The following is an 18,121-nucleotide window of genomic DNA, read 5'->3' on the forward strand; positions in this document are numbered from 1 at the left end:
AGCCACGAGGCGCCCACCCCGAACACACTCCGGGACGGGCGCCTCAACCTGCCTATTGACAAGAGGTCCCTACATATCAGTTGAGCCTGCGCAACAGCGGGCCGTTGCCGAGGATGTCCTGGGCCGCGGCCTTGGCCGCGCCGGACGAGTCCAGCCGGGTCTCCCCGACCGGGTCGAACCTGGTCTCGTTCCAGTAGACCAACGCCTTGATCGCCGGGCGCTTGGCCAGCCCCTCGTCCACGGTGCGCAGCAGGTCGGCCTTCGTCCTGGAGAAGGCCGCCTGCTCGTTGACGCCCCACTCACCGAGCATGATCGGCTTGCCTGGGTGCTTGGTGGTCGCCCAGGTGTAGAAGCCGGGCCAGGTCGGGTTGGTGTAGGTGTCCTTGCGGTCGACCGACGAGGCGAAGTCGGTCCACCAGATCGGGGAGTTGCCGAAGATGTACGGATCCTCCGCGATCCAGTCGACCACGTCGTCACCGGGGTACAGGTCGTTGAACCAGGACTGCGAGCCCCAGTGCGGGGTCCCCATGTAGTTCATCACGAAGACCGCGTTGGTCACGCCGTCGGCCTTGAGCCGCAGGGCCACGTGCCGGTACATCGCCTTGTAGTCCTTCGCCGTCATCCCCGACCCGGCGGTCGGCTTGACCTCGTCTTCCGGCTCGTGGTGGATGCCCAGGAAGAACTTCTCCGGGAAGGTGGACTTCAGGTACTTCGCTTCGGCGTCGATCGCGGCGTCCACGGTCGGGTCACCGGCGGCGACCTGGGCCCAGGTGCGGCCCATCTCCGGCTTCCAGTTCAGCAGCAGCATCCGCTTCTTGCCGGGTTCACGAGCCCGCCTGATCATGTCCGCGGTCGGGAACAGCTTCGGGCTCGAGTTGTAGTAGTGCGCGATGTCGACCGTGCGGCCGATGGTGCTTTCGAAGGCCGGCAGGGCCTGGTCCCACGACTCGCTGCCCAGCGGGTTCGCCGCCACGCCGAACCAGGCGCCACAGGAAGGCACCAGGAGCGCCGAGACCGAGCAGCCCGGACCTGTCGTGGGGGTAGACGTCGGAGTGCTGGTCGGCTTCGGGGTGGACGTCGGTGTCCGGGTGGGCTTGGTCGCAGTCGGCGTGGGCTTCGTCGGTGCGACCGTGGGGGTAGCGGTGGGCTTGGTCGGCTGCGGCTTGGTCGGCTGCGGGTTGGTCAGCTGTGGGTTGCCGTCGTCGGCGCTGGCCGACAGCTGGACGGGCTCAGGGGTCTTCTCCGGCTTCAGCGCCGCCACACCCAGTCCGGTGGTGCCGAGAAGGAGCGAGATCCCGGCGATGATCGGGACGACGGCCCTGCGGCCCGCTCTGGCAGCCGGTTCATTCAGTACGTCGGAGGGAACGGCAGCACGATGGCGTGCGTGCCTACGGGAAAACTCATCCCGCATGGGGGCAGTCCTTCCTGCACGCCTGTGAGGTTAGCTGTCGGGCTCGGGTCGGAAGTATTACCCGGCCGCGGTTCTGCGGCTTCGCCCCAAAGGGCTCCCCGATTTCTCGGTCGGCCCGGGAACCTGTGGGTCCCCCACTTCCGCCCTCTGATGCCGGGTGGTAGTTGATCGTCGACCCGGAGGGCGGAGCTCGGCGTTGCGAGTCGGCGATGCTGGTGGCGCCTGGTCTCGTCCCCAGCCGAGCCAGGCGCGGTGAGCTTATGGCGAATCGCGCTGAGTGCTCAAGGCATCGGAATGCAGCCGGATCGACACTTTCCGTGACAGGAATGCGGAGAGTAACATTACGGCTCGATAACGAGCCGCATCGTCACGTACCGTCGAAGAATTGTGCGTATCCGCACACCCTGCGCAGTAATTCGATGTGAAGCCGGCCAGATTATTGAACGAACTCTTTACTCAACGGCGGTGCCACCTGAGCCCCGGCCGAATGGCACGAAACGCTTGATTTCCCGCTGGTTCTGACAAATACCGCGGCTATTTTCAAGCGAATGATTCAGCGGGAATCGCGCCGGCGCCGGGCCCGGCGGACCGCCAGTCCGTCGACGACGCTGCCCGTGATCGCGACCGCGGCGGCCACTTGCGCTGCGTCACGACGGTTCTCCTCGTCGGACACGGCATGGGCTTCCGGGTCCTTCAGAACGGCGCCCAGGGCATCCAGGAAGGCGCCCCGCTCCTCGCACAGGGTGACCAGGCCCAGAGCCCCCATCCGGCGGGAGAACTCCTGCTGGTGCTGGTCCACGTGCTCGTCCAGCGCGGGGTCCCGGGGAACCACCACGGGCTTGCGGCCCTGGCGTCGTACCTCGAACATGGTCGCCGGTCCGCCATGGGTCACCACGGCCTTGGCCTGCCGCATCAGCCGCTGCAGCTCGTCGTACGCGACGATGCCGACGCCCTTTGCGCGGCGGGGTGGCGCGGTCGCGCCGAGCTGGACCAGGGCTGTCAGCGACTCGTTGCCAGGCTGCTCGAGGTAGTCGTCGAGCCAGCTCACCAGCCGGTCGAAATGATGGTGGTCGGTACCAAGGATGACGAGGACGTCGAGTTGGTTCACAGCAGCCTCCCGACCACGGTCGACCCCGCGTACAGGTCCTTCTGTTCCTCCCACTGGACCAGCATCCGGGAGGTGAACGGGCGGCACAGCCGGGCGGTCAGGGTGGCGTGGTCGATCCGGTCGAAGACCTCGATGTAGACGGTCGGGATCCGGGCCAGCTTGCCGAGCACGAAGAACGGCAGGGCGACCCCGGCCCCGGTCGTCACGATCACGTCAGGTCGTTCCTTGAGCAGCACCCGGACCGAGAGTAGCGAGTTGCGGACCAGGTTCTTGAGGTTGCGGGTGGTCGGGTAGTACGCGAAGTAGGTGCGTTCGTCCGCCAGCAGGGACTTCCCGTCCTCGGTCGGGAAGGTCACCCAGGCGACGTCACGCCGGGACCACCAGGGCTTCAGCGTCATCAGCTGGGCCAGGTGGCCGCCGCTGGAGCAGACCATCAGCACCCGGATCGACGCCGCCAGGTCGTCGTCGATCGCCGCGGACTGGATCGACGTCATCGCGTCTCGTTCACCATGCCGGCACCGACGGTGCGGTTCGTGGCCTCGTCGATCAGCACGAACCCACCCGTGGAGCGGTTGCGCCTGTACTCGTCGCACAGCAGCGGCTGGGTGGTGCGCAGTCGGACCCGGCCGATGTCGTTCAGGCCGAGGTGATCGGCCGCCATGTCGCGGTGCAGCGAGTTGACGTCCAGGCGGTACCGCAGATCCTTCACCATCGCCCGGGCGGACCGGGTGGTGTGCTTGATGGCGAACTTCTGGCCCGGCCGCATCGGCACGTCGTCCATCCAGCAGACCATCGCGTCGACGTCCTGAGTGACGCTCGGTGCGTTGTGCACGCGGCAGATCATGTCACCGCGGGACACGTCGAGCTCGTCGGTCAGCCGGATCGTCACCGACATCGACGGGAACGCCTCCTCGACCGGACCGTCGGCGGTCTCGATCGAGGCGATCGTGGTGGTGAACCCGGACGGCAGCACCATCACCTCGTCCCCGGCCTTCAGCACCCCGCCGGCCACCTGACCGGCGTACCCGCGATAGTCGCGGTGCTGGTCGGACTGCGGGCGGATCACGTACTGGACCGGGAAGCGGACGTCGATCAGGTTGCGGTCGCTGGCAACGTGCACGTTCTCCAGGTGGTGCAGCAGGCTCGGCCCCTCGTACCATTTCATCGCCGCGGACCGGCTGACGATGTTGTCGCCGACGAGCGCCGACACCGGGATGACCGTCAGGTCCCCGACGTCGAGCTTGGTGGCGAACTGGGCGAAGTCGGCCCGGATCCGGGAGAAGACGTCCTCGGAGTAGTCGACCAGGTCCATCTTGTTGACACACAGCAACAGGTGCGGGACGTGCAGCAGGGTGGCGAGGAAGGCGTGCCGGCGGCTCTGCTCGAGCAGACCCTTGCGGGCGTCCACGAGGATCAGCGCGAGGTCTGCGGTGGACGCACCGGTGACCATGTTGCGGGTGTACTGGATGTGTCCGGGGGTGTCGGCGACGATGAACTTGCGGCGCGGGGTGGCGAAGTAGCGGTAGGCCACGTCGATCGTGATCCCCTGCTCGCGCTCGGCCCGCAGGCCGTCGGTCAGCAGGGCCAGGTTGACGTAGTCGTCGCCCCGGTCGCGGCTGGCCCGCTCCACCGACTCGATCTGGTCGGTGAACACCGATTTCGTGTCGTACAGCAGCCTGCCGATCAGGGTGCTCTTGCCGTCGTCGACGGAACCGGCCGTGGCCAGCCTCAGGATGTCCACTTCTCAGAAATACCCTTCGCGCTTGCGGTCTTCCATCGCGGCCTCGCTGAACTTGTCGTCACCGCGGGTCGCGCCGCGCTCGGTGATCCGCGTGCTGGCCACCTCGTCGATGACCTTCTCGACGGTGTCCGCGTCCGACCGGACCGCGGCCGTCAGCGAGGCGTCGCCGACCGTCCGGTACCTGACTGACGCGGTGAAGGTCTCCTCGCCCGGGCGCGGCGGGCAGAACTCGTTCGCCGCGAACAGCATCCCGTTGCGGTCGAAGACGGTCCGCTCGTGCGCGTAGTAGATCGACGGCAGCTCGAGCTGCTCCTGCGCGATGTACTGCCAGATGTCGAGCTCGGTCCAGTTCGACAGCGGGAAGACCCGGATGCTCTCGCCCAGGTGGATCCGGCCGTTGTACAGGTTCCACAGCTCGGGCCGCTGGTTCTTGGGGTCCCACTGGCCGAACTCGTCGCGGAACGAGAAGACCCGCTCCTTGGCCCGGGCCTTGTCCTCGTCCCGCCGGGCACCGCCGAACACCGCGGTGAACTGGTGCTTGTCCAGCGCCTCCAGCAGGACCGGCGTCTGGATCCGGTTGCGGGTGCCGTCCGGCGGCGCGTGGACGAACCCGCGGTCCAGCGCCTCCTGCACGCTCGCGACCACCAGCTGTACGCCGACCTCGGCCACCCGGCGGTCGCGGAACTCCAGTACCTCCGGAAAGTTGTGCCCGGTGTCTACGTGCATCACCGAGAACGGGACCCGGGCCGGGTGGAACGCCTTCTGCGCGAGCCGCAGCATCACGATCGAGTCCTTGCCGCCGGAGAACAGCAGCACAGGACGCTCGAACTCGGCGGCCACCTCGCGGAAGATGTAGATCGCTTCGGACTCGAGCGTCTCCAGCTGACTCAACTGGTAGTTGCGACTCACGAGACCCTCGCTTCCGGGGACAGCTGGATGGCAATCGAAGCCAGCAGCTTGGCAGAGATCTCCGGCCGGCACACAACCAGGTCCGGCAACTTCGGGTCGGGCTGGTTGTACAGCAAAGGTGAACCGTCGATCCGGCTGCAGAACAACCCGGCCGCTCGGCACACCGCGACAGGTGCCGCGGAGTCCCATTCGTACTGACCTCCGGCATGGACGTAGGCGTCCACTTCGCCCCGCAGTACGGCGGTCGCCTTGACGCCGGCGGATCCCATCGGGACCAGCTCGGCTCCGAGCTCGAAGGCCAACTGCTGGACCAGCGCGGGTGGGCGGCTCCGACTGACGGCGATCCGCAGCGGACCGTCCGGACGTGGCGGCAACAGCCGTGGATCGTTGGTGTCGTGCACCATCAACTGCGCCGGTAGCGCAACCGCGCCGGCCGCGAGCAACCCGTCCTCCCAGAGGGCGACGTGGACGGCCCAGTCGGAGCGTTCCGGCTCGCAGTACTCCCGGGTGCCGTCCAGCGGGTCGAGGATCCAGACCCGCTGGGCGGACAACCTCTCCACGGTGTCGGCGGACTCCTCGCTCAGTACTGCGTCGCCGGGCCGGCGTTCCCGCAGCCCGCCGATCAGCAGCTCGTTGGCCAGCTCGTCACCGCGGGCCCCCAGCTCCCGCCCGGACAGCGCGGTTGCGCGCAGCTCGAGCAGCAGTTCCCCCGCGGCCGTGGCTAGTTCCACGGCTAGTTCGCCGTCTCCTCGGGTCGCCATGCAGTCCCCTCATCATTTCCCCGTGACTCGAGGCGAAGTTCACCACCGAGCTCACCCCCAAGCTGCACGGCGCGCTGGTGCTAGTAAGCGCCGGAGCCTTTCAGTACTGCTCTCAAGGTCTTCCACAGGATCAGCAGATCCAGCGTCATCGACCAGTTGTCCACGTAGCGCAGGTCGAGCAGGACCGAGTCGTCCCAGGACAGGTCACTGCGGCCACTCACCTGCCACAGCCCGGTCAGCCCGGGCTTGACCAGCATCCGCCGGGTGTCGTCGGCGGCGTACCTGGCGACCTCCTGCTCGAGCGGCGGCCGTGGACCGACGAGCGACATCTCGCCCCGGAGTACGTTGATCAGCTGCGGCAGCTCGTCCATCGAGTAGCGGCGCAGGAAGGTGCCCACCTTGGTGACGCGCGGATCCACGCGGAGCTTGAACAGCACGGTGTTGCCCTCGCTCTGCTCGGCCAGCGCGGCCAGCCGGTCCTCCGCGTCGACGACCATGGTCCGGAACTTCAGCATCGTGAACGTCGAGTTTCCCCGGCCGACGCGCCGCTGCTTGAACAGCACGGGTCCACGGCTGCCCAGCTTGACTGCCAAGGCGATGCCGACCAGCAGCGGCAACACGAGCGTCAGCAGGCAGAACGCAGCCACCCGGTCGAAGATGCTCTTCAGCAGGTGCGGTCCCGCACTGGCCGACGGTCGCTCCAGATGCAGCAGCGACAACCCGGCGACTGGCCGGATCGAGATCCGCGGACCGGCGACCTCGATGATGCCCGGCGAGACGATCAACTCGACGCCGTGCTGCTCGAGTGCCCAGGACAACCGTCGCAGCGACTGGCCGGCGAGATCGGGGTCCGAGGCAACCGCCACGACGTCGACCGAGTGCCGGTTGACGGCCGCCATGATGTCGGCCTCGTCCAGGGCGTCCGCCGGCGATACGCCAGGTCCGTCGCCGCGGGGACGGCAGACCGCGACCACCCGGTACCCGTCGGCGGGACGCTTCTCCAGCCGCTCGCTCAAGGTCGCGGCCTCACCGTTGCGTCCGACAACCAAAACACGCCGCATGCAACGGCCGCGGTAGCGGTGGCGGCTCAGGTCACGCCGCAGGAAGTAACGCAGCAGCAGGGCCATCACGACCGTCGCGGGGATCGCCAGCACAACGAACCCGCGGGCGATCTCGCTCTTCGTCGCGTACGACGCGACGGCGACGACGGCGGTCAGCCCGACGCCCGACCGAAGAATGGAACGAAACTCGTCGGCGCCCGCGCCGAACCCCCGCGCCTCGTAGCCACGGGCCAGCGCAACGGCGGCCACCCAGGCCAGCGGCAACAGACTCCCGAAGATCAGGTAGCCGCCGCCGACGGTGTAACCGAACCTGGTCAGCAACGCCACCGAGGCCCCGATCACCGCGGCGAGCAGGTCGCCACCGATCGCGGCCCAGCGGTAGACGGCGACCCAAGGGGGTTCCGTCACCCAGGCAGATCTCGGCACGATCGCAGGAACCGTGTCCGGGACCACCCAGACCGGTCGACGTCGATCAAGCACATCAGGAGCAGTCGGCTCCATCGAATCCACATCCGACATGTTCTCCCCCATGACGGAATTTTCCGTCACCCGCAGTCACCCCCCGGTGAGAACCGCACCCTTCTTCCCCCGGTGCAGTTTGCCGCATGTTCGCCACCCCGTCGGCGGCAGTTCAACAGAGAGTACTACGACGTAGCGCCCTGCGACAGCAGCAACTCGGGGGTGTTGTGGACAACGCAGAATGGCAATGGGCCGGCCCTCACGGGCCGGCCCACGATGCTCGGTTTCAGCCCGCGATCAGGCCATCGCCGCTGATCAGTTCGCGCATCTCCGCGAGCGTGCTGTCACCTGGGGGCAGGATCGCGTCGGAGTCGTGCAGTTCGTCGTCCGGCACCCGGTCACCGCTGCGGACGAACTCCAGCAGCGCGCCGAACGCAGTACGGAATGCTTCTTCGTCCCCGGCGGAGACGGCCTTCTCCAGATCGCTGTCGACCGCGTTCAGCTGGTCGAGCTTGTCATCGGGCAGTCTGTACTGACCCTCACCCATGATCCGGACGATCATCGTGCGTCTCCGTCCTGCGGTCGAACCGGCTCTGCCTGCTGGGTCGGCTGCTGGACCGGCTGGGTCGAACCAGGCGCGTCCTGGGCGATCTGCTTGGGGGCCTCGGTGCCGCCGATCTGGGCCTTCATCGCGGCCAGCTCGTCTTCGACGTCGGAGTTGGACGACATCCGCTCGAGCTCGAGGGTGATGCTGTCCTTGCTGCTGCCGGAGGCGTCGTCGAGCGCTCCGGAGGCGAGCAGCTCGTCGATCGCGCCGGCCCGGGCCTGCATCTGCTGGGTCTTGTCCTCCGCACGCTGGACCGCGAGGCCGACGTCGCTCATCTCCTCGGAGATGCCGGAGAAGGCCTCGTTGATCCGGGTCTGCGCCTCGGCGGCGGTGTAGGTCGCCTTGATCGTCTCCTTGCGGGTCCGGAACGACTCCACCTTGGCCTGCAGTCGCTGCGACGCGAGGGTGAGCTTCTCCTCCTCGCCCTGCAGCTGGGCGTGCTGGGCGGTCAGGTCGTCGATCTGGCCCTGGAGCCCGGACTTGCGGGTCAGGGCCTCACGCGCGAGGTCCTCCCGGCCCATCGACAGCGCCTTCTGGGCCTGGTCCTGCAGCTTCTGCGACTGCGACTGCAGCTGCGAGGCCTGCAGTTCCACCCGCTTCCGGCTGGTTGCCACGTCAGCCACGCCACGCCGCACCTTCTGCAGCAGCTCGAGCTGCTTCTGGTAAGAGTAGTCAAGGGTTTCGCGAGGATCCTCAGCCTTGTCCAGGGCCGTGTTGGCCTTGGCCTTGAAGATCGTCGACATCCGCCTGAAGATGCTCATCGATATCCGTTCCCCTTCTGTGCCGGAGAGTGGACCCGGCGTGCGTGTCAACCACCCTATGTCCCGATAGGTCACCACACCATCGGGACCGGCCCGGATAAAGTGGTGGTCATGTCCGGGGACCACCCCGAGTCCAGTCCCGAATGAGGTTCAGTCCCCGTGTTCCGTCGTACCAAGTCTGAGACATCGCAACAAACCGAGGCCACCACCCCGGCCAAGCCGGGTGGCAAGGGTCGTCCGACTCCGACCCGGCGGGAGGCTGAGGCAGCCCGCAAGGCCTCGCTGAAGAAGCCGCGGAACCGCAAGGAGGCCGCGGCGTACCGGCGCGAGAAGGTCCGGATCGAGCGCGGCAAGATGCAGGAGGCGATGAAGACCGGTGACGACCGGTACCTACCGGCCGCCGACAAGGGCCCGGTCCGCCGCTTCGCCCGGGACTATGTGGACGCCCGCTGGTCGGTGATGGAGTTCGCCCTGCCGGTGCTGCTGGTCGTCTCGCTACTGGGCGTGGTCTTCTCCACCGCCTACTCCTGGCTCCCCGGCCTGGTGAACCTGCTCTTCCTGCTGATGATCGTGGCGATCGCGGCCGACTGGTTCCTCCTGTCGACGGGCCTGAAGCGAGCCGTAGCCAGGAAGTACCCGAACGAGTCGACCAAGGGCATCGGCTTCTACGCCGTCCGCCGCACGATGCAGATGCGCCGCTGGCGCCTCCCCAAGCCCATGGTCGCCCGCGGCGAGAAGCCCAAGGTCTAGCCCGGACGCCGCCCGCGCGTTTCAGCCGGGCACCACGCTGAGGGGTTGACCCCTCAAAGCGCGGGTTGCCCCCTCAGTTTCTCGTGAGGCAACCCCTCAGGTCGCAGGCCAGCCCCTCAGACCGACCGGCCGCGCCAGACCCACACCCCAAGGGACGGGGGACGGATCCGCGGTGCGGGGCGGATGCGCGGTGCGGGGCGGATGCGCGGTGCAGGGCGGATCCGCGGTCCAGGGCGGATCCGCGGTGCGGGGCGGATCCGCGGTACGGGCGGATGCGCGGTGCAGGAGCGTATGGGCGACCAGTTCTGGGGACCGCGGACACCTAATGGGGACCGCGGACACCTTATTTCATGTCCGAGGTCCCGCTTTGATGTCCGCGCCCCCCACACCTGGCCCAAATCCGGCCTTCCGGCGGAACACCCGCCCGCGGCGGAGCTACCGCGCGGCGTCAAGGTGGGGCCGACCGGGTCGCGGCGCGGCGGAGCAACCGGGTCGCGGCGCGGCGGAGCAAGCGGGCGGCGGAGCAACCGGGTCGCGGCGCGGCGGAGCAAGCGGGCGGCGGAGCAACCGGGTCGCGGCGCGGCGGAGCAACCGGGTCCCGGCGCGGCGGAGCAAGCGGGCGGCGTTGCGGCGGGGCAACCGGGCGGCGGAGCAACCGGGTCGCGGTGTACCGGCGGAGGAGACGGCGGGCCGGGGCGGGGTGTGTGGGGGTGGGGGGAAGTAGGGTCGGGGTCATGGACTTTCGGTATCTCGGGAACAGTGGATTGAAGGTCAGTGAGATCTCCTACGGGAACTGGCTGACCCATGGATCGCAGGTGGAGAACGAGCAGGCCAAGGCCTGTGTGAAGGCGGCGCTGGACGCCGGGATCACCACGTTCGACACGGCTGACGTCTACGCGAACACCAAGGCCGAGGTGGTGCTTGGTGAGGCGCTGGAGGGCGTTCGGCGGGAGTCGGTGGAGATCCTGACCAAGGTGTACTGGCCGACCGGGCCGGGCGGACCGAACGACGTCGGGCTGTCGCGCAAGCACATCCACGAGTCGATCAACGGGTCGCTCAAGCGACTGAAGACGGACTACGTGGACGTCTACCAGGCGCACCGGTACGACACGGAGACGCCGCTCGAGGAGACGATGGAGGCGTTCGCCGACGTCGTCCGGCAGGGTAAGGCGCTCTACATCGGGACGTCGGAGTGGACCGCCGAGCAGTTGCAGGAGGGTCACCGGCTCGCTCGTGAGCTACGGATCCCGCTCGTGTCGAACCAGCCGCAGTACAGCATGCTCTGGCGGGTCATCGAGGCCGAGGTGGTACCGGCCTCGGAGGAGCTCGGCATCGGGCAGGTCGTGTTCTCCCCGATCGCGCAGGGCGTTCTCACCGGGAAGTACAAGCCGGGCCAGCAGCCGCCGGAGGGATCGCGCGCGACCGACACCAAGGGCGGCGCGAACATGATCAGCCGGTTCCTCACCGATGACGTGCTGACCCGCGTGCAGGCGCTGCAGCCGATCGCGGACGAGGCCGGGCTGAGCATGTCCCAGCTCGCGATCGCTTGGGTGCTGCAGAACCAGAACGTCTCCTCGGCCATCATCGGCGCCTCCCGGCCCGAGCAGGTCACCGAGAACGTCAAGGCGGCCGGCGTGAAGCTCGAGGACAGCCTGCTGAAGCGAATCGACGAGACCCTCGGCAGCATCGTCGAGCGCGACCCGGCCAAGACCGCGCAGAACTCGCCGCAGACCCGGCCGGGCTCGTGAGCTGGACCTGGCGGTTCGAGACCGCCGAGGGCGCGTCGGCCGACCCAGGTGAGCTGACGGGTCAGGAGTTCTCGGCCCAGGGCGACGCGGAGAGCTGGCTGGGTGAGAGCTGGCGCGACCTCGCCGACAAGGGCGTGGGCCAGGTGTACCTGATAGAGGACGGCCGAGAGGTCTACGGTCCGATGAGCCTCCGCGCCGCGGAGTAGCGCCCAGGAGCAGCGCCGACCGGAGTCGCCCGACTGCGATCAGTACGGCCACGAGCCCGTACCACGACCTGTGCCCTGCCGCACGTCGTCGTACGGGCTCAGGCATGTCCGGGCCCGAGCGGTAAGCTGCGGCACGAACCAACTCCTGTGCTGCAGGGAAGCCGGTCCGAAGCCGGCGCTGACCCGCAACCGTGGGCCATGGGCAACCATGGCGAGCCGGACCACTGCGGCACAGGCAGAAAGGCTCAGCTACCCGCCGAGGTCCGCGGGTGGAGCCGTCCCCGAGCGTGCCCGGCGGGTGACTTCACTCCACCGGCCCCGGCCTGACCGAGGACACAGAGATGACTGCACACCGGACCGTTCGACTGGTCCTCAGCCTGCTGGCGGGTCTCCTGCTGGCGGGGACCGTCGCCACCACCGCCCAGGCCGAGGACGGCTACCGCTTCTGGGGCTACTACCAGTGGACCGGCGGCAAGTGGGCCTTTGCCCAAACGGGCTCGGATGCCGTAGTGCCGGCGGACGGCTCGGTCGAGGGTTGGCGGTACGCCGTGGGCGGCGCCAAGCCCCGGGTGCCTCGCGCGGCCGGCGACTTCACCGCGATCTGCGGCCCGACTCCGGCGGAGTCGGGCAAGAAGCGGGTCGCCGTGGTGATCGACCCGGGCACCCCGGCTGACTCGTCGACTGGTCAGGCTCCCCCGGCGGCCAGCGGCACCTGCGTGGTCACCGACGTCAAGGCGAGCGGCGCGAAGGTTCTGGCCGCGGTCAGCCCGGTCCGGATCGAGAAGGGCCTGACCTGTGGCATCGCCGGCTACCCGGCCACGGGCTGCGGCGATCCGGTGAAGAACATCAAGGTGCCGGCGACCGATGAGCCCGTGCAGCTGCAGATCGGCGCAGCCGTGGGTTCGGCAACCACGCCGTCGCCGACCGCAGGCCCGGCCAACCAAGCACCGGCGTCAAACAGCTCTTCGACCAGCGGCGGCGCTCCCTGGGGCGGCATCATCGGCCTGGGCGTGCTTGTGCTGCTCCTGGCCGGCGGCGGGTTCTTCATCAGCCGCCGTCGCCGCGCGGGCCAGTAGGTGCGCGCTGTCCACCAACTCTCACTCCCCCGGGCCTTGCACCCGGGGGCCTGGTGGTTGTGGGCGCTTGGGCTCGCTGTAGCTGCCAGCCGGACGCGTAACCCCGTCCTGCTGGTGCTGATCCTGGTAGTGGCGGGCTTCGTCGTCGCAGCACGCCGCAGCGATGCGCCGTGGGCCAACAGCTACGTGGCGTTCCTGAAGCTCGGCCTGGTCGTCATCGGCCTCCGGGTGGTCCTGCAGGCTCTGCTGTCGACCCGCTCCCAGGGCAACACCGTGCTGTTCACCCTGCCGGAGATCCCCTTGCCTGACTGGGCGAACGGCGTGAAACTCGGCGGCGAGGTGACCGCCGAGGCCCTCATCACCGCCTTGTACGACGGCCTGCAGCTCGCGGTGATGCTGTGCTGCATCGGCGCGGCCAATGCGTTGGCCAGCCCACGGAGGTTGCTCAAGTCGCTGCCCGGGGCGCTCTACGAGATGGGTGTGGCGTGCGTGGTCGCCCTGACCTTCGCGCCGCAGTTGGTCACCGACTCCAGGCGGATCCGTGCGGCCCGGCGGCTCCGCGGCCGCACACACGGCTCCTTCCGTACTACGGCCATGCCCGTGCTCGAGGGGGCTCTCGACAGATCGGTAGAGCTGGCCGCCGCTATGGACTCCCGCGGCTACGGCCGTACTGCGCACGTGCCGCGGCGCCAGCGCAGGATCACCGGCGCCTCCGTCCTGCTGGGCCTCCTTGGAATCGCCCTGGGCGTCTACTCCCTGCTCACTGACGCCATGGCCATCCCCGTAGCCGGCGCAGCTCTGGTAGTCGGTCTGCTCCTGGCCACCGGGGCCATGGCTGTCGGCCGCCAGCGGGTGACGCGGTCGCGCTATCGGCCGGATCCATGGGCCTTGCCCGAGTGGCTCGTCACCTTGTCGGGCGCGGTGGCCGCAGCGACCATGATCGTGGCCGCAGCTCGCGGTGTTGAAGGACTGGTGCTTGCCGGTCCGCTAGTGGTTCCGACAGTCCCCGTGCTCCCGGTGCTCGGTTTGCTGATCGGCCTCGCACCTGCCGTCGCAGCGCCTCCACTGACCCGGCGACGTGAGCTGGTGCCGGCATGATCGAGTTCGACCGGGTCACGGTCACCTACGACGGCGCCTCCGAGCCCGCGTTGCGCGAGGTCAGCTTCACCGTCCCGGAAGGTGAGCTGGCGTTGGTGATCGGCCGGACCGGCTCCGGCAAGTCAACCTTGCTGCGGACCATCAACGGGCTCGTGCCGCACTTCACCGGCGGAACCCTGGCCGGCCGGGTCCTGGTGAGCGGCCGCGACACCCGGGAGTACCGGCCGCGTGATCTGGTCGATGTGGTCGGCATCGTCGGGCAGGACCCGATGGCGGGATTCGTCACCGACACGGTCGAGGACGAGCTCGCCTACAGCATGGAATCGCTCGGGGTCGCGCCGGACGTGATGCGCCGCAGGGTCGAGGAGACACTCGACCTGCTTGGGCTGGCCGACGTACGGGACCGGGCGCTGACCTCGCTCTCGGGCGGCCAGCGACAGCGGACCGCCATCGGCGCCGCGCTTACGTCGCACCCGGCAGTGCTGGTCCTGGACGAGCCCACTTCGGCGCTGGACCCGCAGGCAGCTGAAGAGGTTCTGGCGGCGCTGCAGCGGTTGGTCCACGATCTAGGCGTCACTGTGGTGATGGCCGAGCACCGGCTCGAGCGAGTCATCCAGTACGCCGACCGGGTGATCGAGGTGCCGGGCGGTTCCGCTGCGGTCTCCACCGGGCTGCCGGTCGACCTGATGGTCACTGCACCGGTTGCGCCGCCCGTGGTGGAGCTGGGCCGGCTTGCTGGGTGGTCGCCGCTGCCGTTGTCCGTCCGGGACGCCCGGCGCGCTGCTGTGGCACTGCGGAGTCGCCTGACCGACTTGGCGCCGCCGCCGCGGGTTGCTATGGAGGGCCGCGAGCTTGCGCGCTGCGACGACCTCGTCGTGGCCTACGGCAACGTCCCTGCGTTGCGCGGGGTGTCGTTGAGCATCAGGGCCGGCGAGGTTGTCGCGCTGATGGGCCGAAACGGCGCCGGCAAGTCCACCTTGCTCAATGCCCTCGTCGGACTCGTCACGCCGCGCTCTGGAAGCGCCACCGCGGCCGGCGCGGACCCACGTCGTACCAAGCCGTCGCAGTTGGTCAAAGCCGTCGGCCTGGTCCCGCAAGAGCCCGCCGATCTCCTGTATGCCGCCACTGTGGCTGAGGAGTGTGCTGCAGCTGACGGCGACTTCCGGGTGCCTGCTGGAAGCTGTCGAGCGCTGCTGGAACGGCTTGCGCCCGACGTCGACGACGAGCTGCACCCGCGCGACCTGTCTGAGGGACAGCGGCTCTGTCTCGCGCTGGCGGTCGTACTGTGCGGCGCTCCCCCGCTCTTGTTGCTCGACGAACCTACGCGCGGGCTGGACTACGGCGCCAAGCGCCGGCTGGTCGCGATCCTGCGGGAACTCGCCGCGGCCGGGCATGCCGTGGTTCTGTCGACCCACGACGTCGAGATGGTCGCCGAAGTGGCCACCCGGGTTCTGGTGCTGGCAGAAGGCGAACTGGTGAGCGATGGCGAGACAGCGACCGTCATAGCCGGTTCCCCTGCCTTCGCTCCGCAGGTGGCGAAGATCCTTGCCCCGCTGCCCTTCCTGACCGTCGGGGAAGTCGCCACTGCCTTGGGACGCGCGTCATGAGACTCGTCGAGCTCAGGCCCCGCAGTACTGCGACTCTGCTGCTGGCGTCGCTGGTCGGCTTGCTCGCCTTCGGCTGGCCGCTGATCTGGCAGACCTCGCAGGCCGGCCAATCAGCCATCGGCCACACCACGGACGCGCCCTGGTTGTTCGTCCTCCTGCTGCCGCTCCTGGTTGCGGTGGTGCTGGCCGAGCTGTCCGAGTCCGGCATCGACGCCAAGGTGATCTCCCTGCTCGGCATGCTCGCTGCTGTAGGCGCTGCCCTGCGCGCACTCGGCCCTGGTACTGCGGGGCTCGAGCCCGGGTTCTTCCTGCTGATCTTGGCGGGGCGTGCCTTCGGGGCGGGCTTCGGGTTCGTACTGGGGGCGGTGTCGCTGCTGGCGGGTGCACTGGTCAGTGGTGGGGTCGGGCCCTGGATGCCGTTCCAGATGTTCGCCTGCGCCTGGGTGGGATGCCTTGCCGGGCTACTGCCTCGGGTTGGTGGTCGGCTGGAACTTCTGCTGCTGGCTGCCTACTCGCTGGTGGCCGGCGTGCTCTACGGCTTGGTGATGAACCTGTGGTTCTGGCCGTACGCGACGTTCGGCAGCGACTTCTCGTTCATCCCCGGCGACTCGCTGGCGGAGAACCTGCACCGCTATCTGCTGTTCGTGATCGCCACCTCGCTGGGCTGGGACATCCCGCGCGGCGTGCTGTGCGCAGTACTGGTGCTGCTGCTCGGACGGCCGATCCTGAACGCGTTCCGGCGTACCGCGAGGAAGGCCGCATTCGACGTACCGGTGGTGTTCGAGGAAGGGAGCCGCGCGGATGGCTGAACTGGTCACCGGTCCGGGCGGGGCGGTAGTGGACGGGGTGCTCCACCTGGGCGCCGACGGCAACGTTGGTGTGGAGGGATACGTGGTTTCGACCCTGCGGACGCCGAGCGGGCTGCGGTACGACGTGCGGACGCCTGATGGAGAGCAGCTGTCGTGGACTGCTCCTGCTCCTGCTGCTGTCGCTGCTCCTGCTGCTGTTGTTGTTGTTGCTCAGCGCACGCTCATCCTCGGCGGGGCTCGGTCCGGCAAGTCGACCGAGGCCGAGCGGTTGCTGGCCGACCACCCGGACACGCTGTACGTCGCGACTGGTGGTGATGGGTCGGCCGACCCCGAGTGGGCTGAGCGAATTGCTCGGCATCAGGCGCGTCGTCCTCGGAGCTGGGGGCTGGCGGAGACGATCGACCTGGTACCGCTGCTGCAGTCCGCTGGTCCCCCACTGCTGATCGACTGCCTGACCCTCTGGCTCGCCCGGACCATGGATGCTTGCAATGTCTGGGAGGATGTCGACCGGGTGACCGCCGTGGAGAGACACATCGGCGACCTCGCCACCGCCTGGTCCGCCACGCCACGCACGGTAGTTGCCGTCAGCAACGAGGTCGGCGCCGGCGTAGTCCCCGCGGACGCAGGCACCCGCCTCTTCCGAGACCTGATGGGCCGCGTCAATACCTCGATCTCCCACCGCTCCGACGCCGTCCTCCTAACCGTCGCCGGCCGAACCATCCCCCTATGACCCCACGGATACGCAGCCAGAGCGCCGCCTCAGCAGCTGGCGGACCTCCAACACTCACCTTGCAGCTTCGCGGGCGCTGGTCTGCCGTTCTTGCCGCGGGAATCAGTCGAGCGGAGAGCCGGTTGGGCCGGTTGGTGAGCGCTGGATGTCCGGCTGGCTCGCCATTAGGTCGCAGCGGACGGGCGGGGGTTCGCGGATGAGGGACGGGGTGAAGCTGGCGGTTGGGACGTTGTCGGTGTTGCCCGCACCGATGCCTGGGAAGATCGACCGGCGAGTGGCGGGGCAGGCGATGGGGTTCGCGCCCGTGGTCGGGTTGCTGCTGGGCGGGATCTCGGCGGCAGTGGTCGCTGGGGTGGGCGCGCTCAAGCCGGAAGCGCCTCTGCTGGCAGCCGTGCTCGGCGTGGTGGTGTTGATGGCGCTGTCGGGTGCGCTGCATCTGGATGGGCTGGCCGATACCGCGGACGGGCTCGGCAGCCGGCGTGATCGCGAGACCATGCTGCGGATCATGAAGCAGAGCGACATCGGCCCGTTCGGCGTCGCCTCGATCGCCGGCGTACTACTCGTCGACGTCGCCGCCCTGACGACCTGCGCGCAAGCCGGCTTCGGCTGGCAGGCGATCCTCATCGCCGCCGTCGCCAGCCGCCTCACGCTGCCCTGGTCCTGCCGCACCAGCGTCCCCTCAGCCAGACCCGACGGCCTCGGCGCGATGGTCGCCTCCACCGTCCGCCCAGCGGTCGCCGCCATCATCACCGCGGCAACCGTCCTTTGCGCCGTCGCCTTCGCATTACTCGCCGCGCCCACGACGCGCGGCCAACTGCTGACCAGCGACGGAGGCATCAGCAGGATGTACGGCGAAGGCATCAGCGGGGTGTACGGCGAAGGCCTCCGCGGCTCGGCGCCGACCAGCGGCGGCGGTATCTGGGTGGGTGTGGAAGGCACGCCGGCGACGACTGACGTGAACGCCCTCCAACTCCTCGGCGCCGGCCTCGCCGTCCTGGTTGCCGTGGCGGTCGGTGTCCTGGTCGTTCGCCGCGCGCGGAAAGCCCTCGGAGGCATCACCGGCGACGTCCTAGGCGCCGCCGTAGAACTTGCGCTCCCCGCAGCCCTCCTCACCCTCGCCCTCACCACCTAGCCCGACAGCCGTGGCGGCGAGGGGACGGCGAGCGGGGGGTGAGGTCTGCGGCCGCCTGGGGCTGCGGCCGCCGGGGGTGCAACAGGGTCTGTCGGGCCTGCGGGGGGGCAGGACCAGGCGTAACGGCGAGGACACATGGCGATCATG

At 68.8% G+C, this 18,121-nt stretch carries 18 protein-coding genes and 1 riboswitch; of the genes, 9 read left to right on the forward strand and 9 right to left on the reverse strand.

The window, feature by feature from the left end; genetic code table 11:
* Window positions 1-76: 76 nt before the first annotated feature.
* From ABD210_RS16975 to ABD210_RS17015, 9 genes are all read right to left on the reverse strand, one after another.
* Complete coding sequence (locus ABD210_RS16975; protein WP_344112513.1) at window positions 77-1,411, reverse strand: glycoside hydrolase family 26 protein; 1,335 nt, start codon at window positions 1,409-1,411, stop codon at window positions 77-79.
* 5 nt (window positions 1,412-1,416) lie between these two features.
* A riboswitch (cyclic di-AMP (ydaO/yuaA leader) is annotated at window positions 1,417-1,581 on the reverse strand.
* A gap of 383 nt (window positions 1,582-1,964) precedes the next feature.
* On the reverse strand, window positions 1,965-2,519 hold the full coding sequence (locus ABD210_RS16980; protein ID WP_344112514.1) for a glycosyltransferase: 555 nt from the start codon (window positions 2,517-2,519) through the stop codon (window positions 1,965-1,967).
* Window positions 2,516-3,013, reverse strand: coding sequence for a PssD/Cps14F family polysaccharide biosynthesis glycosyltransferase (pssD, locus tag ABD210_RS16985; RefSeq protein WP_344112515.1), 498 nt, complete (start codon window positions 3,011-3,013; stop codon window positions 2,516-2,518). Before pssD ends, ABD210_RS16980 begins: the two co-directional genes overlap by 4 nt.
* Window positions 3,010-4,254 (reverse strand): sulfate adenylyltransferase subunit CysN, encoded by a 1,245-nt coding sequence (cysN, locus tag ABD210_RS16990; RefSeq protein WP_344112797.1) that lies wholly within the window; start codon window positions 4,252-4,254, stop codon window positions 3,010-3,012. The genes pssD and cysN overlap by 4 nt, the downstream gene beginning before the upstream one ends.
* Before the next feature lie 9 nt (window positions 4,255-4,263).
* Window positions 4,264-5,169, reverse strand: a complete 906-nt coding sequence (gene cysD / locus ABD210_RS16995) for a sulfate adenylyltransferase subunit CysD (protein WP_344112516.1) — start codon at window positions 5,167-5,169, stop codon at window positions 4,264-4,266.
* On the reverse strand, window positions 5,166-5,930 hold the full coding sequence (locus tag ABD210_RS17000; RefSeq protein ID WP_344112517.1) for a 3'(2'),5'-bisphosphate nucleotidase CysQ: 765 nt from the start codon (window positions 5,928-5,930) through the stop codon (window positions 5,166-5,168). Before ABD210_RS17000 ends, cysD begins: the two co-directional genes overlap by 4 nt.
* Before the next feature lie 80 nt (window positions 5,931-6,010).
* Window positions 6,011-7,522, reverse strand: coding sequence for a sugar transferase (locus ABD210_RS17005; RefSeq protein ID WP_344112518.1), 1,512 nt, complete (start codon window positions 7,520-7,522; stop codon window positions 6,011-6,013).
* A 214-nt stretch (window positions 7,523-7,736) separates the two neighbouring features.
* Entirely contained in the window at window positions 7,737-8,012 is a 276-nt protein-coding gene (gene pspAA / locus ABD210_RS17010) for a PspA-associated protein PspAA (protein ID WP_344112520.1), read from the reverse strand.
* A complete protein-coding gene (locus ABD210_RS17015) occupies window positions 8,009-8,818 on the reverse strand; it encodes a PspA/IM30 family protein (RefSeq protein WP_344112521.1) in 810 nt (269 codons plus the stop codon). The genes pspAA and ABD210_RS17015 overlap by 4 nt, the downstream gene beginning before the upstream one ends.
* Before the next feature lie 159 nt (window positions 8,819-8,977).
* Here ABD210_RS17015 and ABD210_RS17020 point away from each other — a divergent pair, with 159 nt between their 5' ends.
* From ABD210_RS17020 to ABD210_RS17060, 9 genes are all read left to right on the forward strand, one after another.
* Complete coding sequence (locus tag ABD210_RS17020; protein WP_344112522.1) at window positions 8,978-9,568, forward strand: DUF3043 domain-containing protein; 591 nt, start codon at window positions 8,978-8,980, stop codon at window positions 9,566-9,568.
* A gap of 734 nt (window positions 9,569-10,302) precedes the next feature.
* Complete coding sequence (locus ABD210_RS17025) at window positions 10,303-11,316, forward strand: aldo/keto reductase family protein (protein ID WP_344112523.1); 1,014 nt, start codon at window positions 10,303-10,305, stop codon at window positions 11,314-11,316.
* Complete coding sequence (locus tag ABD210_RS17030; protein ID WP_344112524.1) at window positions 11,313-11,522, forward strand: hypothetical protein; 210 nt, start codon at window positions 11,313-11,315, stop codon at window positions 11,520-11,522. The genes ABD210_RS17025 and ABD210_RS17030 overlap by 4 nt, the downstream gene beginning before the upstream one ends.
* A gap of 341 nt (window positions 11,523-11,863) precedes the next feature.
* Window positions 11,864-12,598, forward strand: coding sequence for an SCO2322 family protein (locus ABD210_RS17035; protein ID WP_344112525.1), 735 nt, complete (start codon window positions 11,864-11,866; stop codon window positions 12,596-12,598).
* Complete coding sequence (locus ABD210_RS17040; RefSeq protein WP_344112526.1) at window positions 12,599-13,696, forward strand: CbiQ family ECF transporter T component; 1,098 nt, start codon at window positions 12,599-12,601, stop codon at window positions 13,694-13,696.
* Window positions 13,693-15,303: an ABC transporter ATP-binding protein gene (locus ABD210_RS17045; RefSeq protein WP_344112528.1), complete on the forward strand. Its 1,611-nt coding sequence runs from the start codon at window positions 13,693-13,695 to the stop codon at window positions 15,301-15,303. Before ABD210_RS17040 ends, ABD210_RS17045 begins: the two co-directional genes overlap by 4 nt.
* Entirely contained in the window at window positions 15,300-16,112 is an 813-nt protein-coding gene (locus ABD210_RS17050) for an ECF transporter S component (protein ID WP_344112529.1), read from the forward strand. The genes ABD210_RS17045 and ABD210_RS17050 overlap by 4 nt, the downstream gene beginning before the upstream one ends.
* Window positions 16,105-16,842 (forward strand): bifunctional adenosylcobinamide kinase/adenosylcobinamide-phosphate guanylyltransferase, encoded by a 738-nt coding sequence (locus ABD210_RS17055; protein ID WP_344112530.1) that lies wholly within the window; start codon window positions 16,105-16,107, stop codon window positions 16,840-16,842. The genes ABD210_RS17050 and ABD210_RS17055 overlap by 8 nt, the downstream gene beginning before the upstream one ends.
* Before the next feature lie 196 nt (window positions 16,843-17,038).
* A complete protein-coding gene (locus ABD210_RS17060) occupies window positions 17,039-17,974 on the forward strand; it encodes an adenosylcobinamide-GDP ribazoletransferase (protein WP_344112531.1) in 936 nt (311 codons plus the stop codon).
* Window positions 17,975-18,121: the final 147 nt, after the last annotated feature.

Origin of the sequence: Kribbella alba, from assembly GCF_039529635.1 — a bacterium.
Taxonomy (GTDB): Bacteria; Actinomycetota; Actinomycetes; order Propionibacteriales; family Kribbellaceae; genus Kribbella; species Kribbella alba.

What these genes read in the sequence shown, in the direction of transcription:
- ABD210_RS16975 (WP_344112513.1), bottom strand. Translation starts at nt 1,411, where the DNA reads ATGCGGGATGAGTTTTCCCGTAGGCACGCACGCCATCGTGCTGCCGTT.
- pssD (WP_344112515.1), bottom strand. Translation starts at nt 3,013, where the DNA reads ATGACGTCGATCCAGTCCGCGGCGATCGACGACGACCTGGCGGCGTCG.
- ABD210_RS17000 (WP_344112517.1), bottom strand. Translation starts at nt 5,930, where the DNA reads ATGGCGACCCGAGGAGACGGCGAACTAGCCGTGGAACTAGCCACGGCC.
- ABD210_RS17005 (WP_344112518.1), bottom strand. Translation starts at nt 7,522, where the DNA reads ATGGGGGAGAACATGTCGGATGTGGATTCGATGGAGCCGACTGCTCCT.
- pspAA (WP_344112520.1), bottom strand. Translation starts at nt 8,012, where the DNA reads ATGATCGTCCGGATCATGGGTGAGGGTCAGTACAGACTGCCCGATGAC.
- ABD210_RS17015 (WP_344112521.1), bottom strand. Translation starts at nt 8,818, where the DNA reads ATGAGCATCTTCAGGCGGATGTCGACGATCTTCAAGGCCAAGGCCAAC.
- ABD210_RS17025 (WP_344112523.1), top strand. Translation starts at nt 10,303, where the DNA reads ATGGACTTTCGGTATCTCGGGAACAGTGGATTGAAGGTCAGTGAGATC.
- ABD210_RS17035 (WP_344112525.1), top strand. Translation starts at nt 11,864, where the DNA reads ATGACTGCACACCGGACCGTTCGACTGGTCCTCAGCCTGCTGGCGGGT.
- ABD210_RS17045 (WP_344112528.1), top strand. Translation starts at nt 13,693, where the DNA reads ATGATCGAGTTCGACCGGGTCACGGTCACCTACGACGGCGCCTCCGAG.
- ABD210_RS17050 (WP_344112529.1), top strand. Translation starts at nt 15,300, where the DNA reads ATGAGACTCGTCGAGCTCAGGCCCCGCAGTACTGCGACTCTGCTGCTG.
- ABD210_RS17055 (WP_344112530.1), top strand. Translation starts at nt 16,105, where the DNA reads ATGGCTGAACTGGTCACCGGTCCGGGCGGGGCGGTAGTGGACGGGGTG.
- ABD210_RS17060 (WP_344112531.1), top strand. Translation starts at nt 17,039, where the DNA reads ATGAGGGACGGGGTGAAGCTGGCGGTTGGGACGTTGTCGGTGTTGCCC.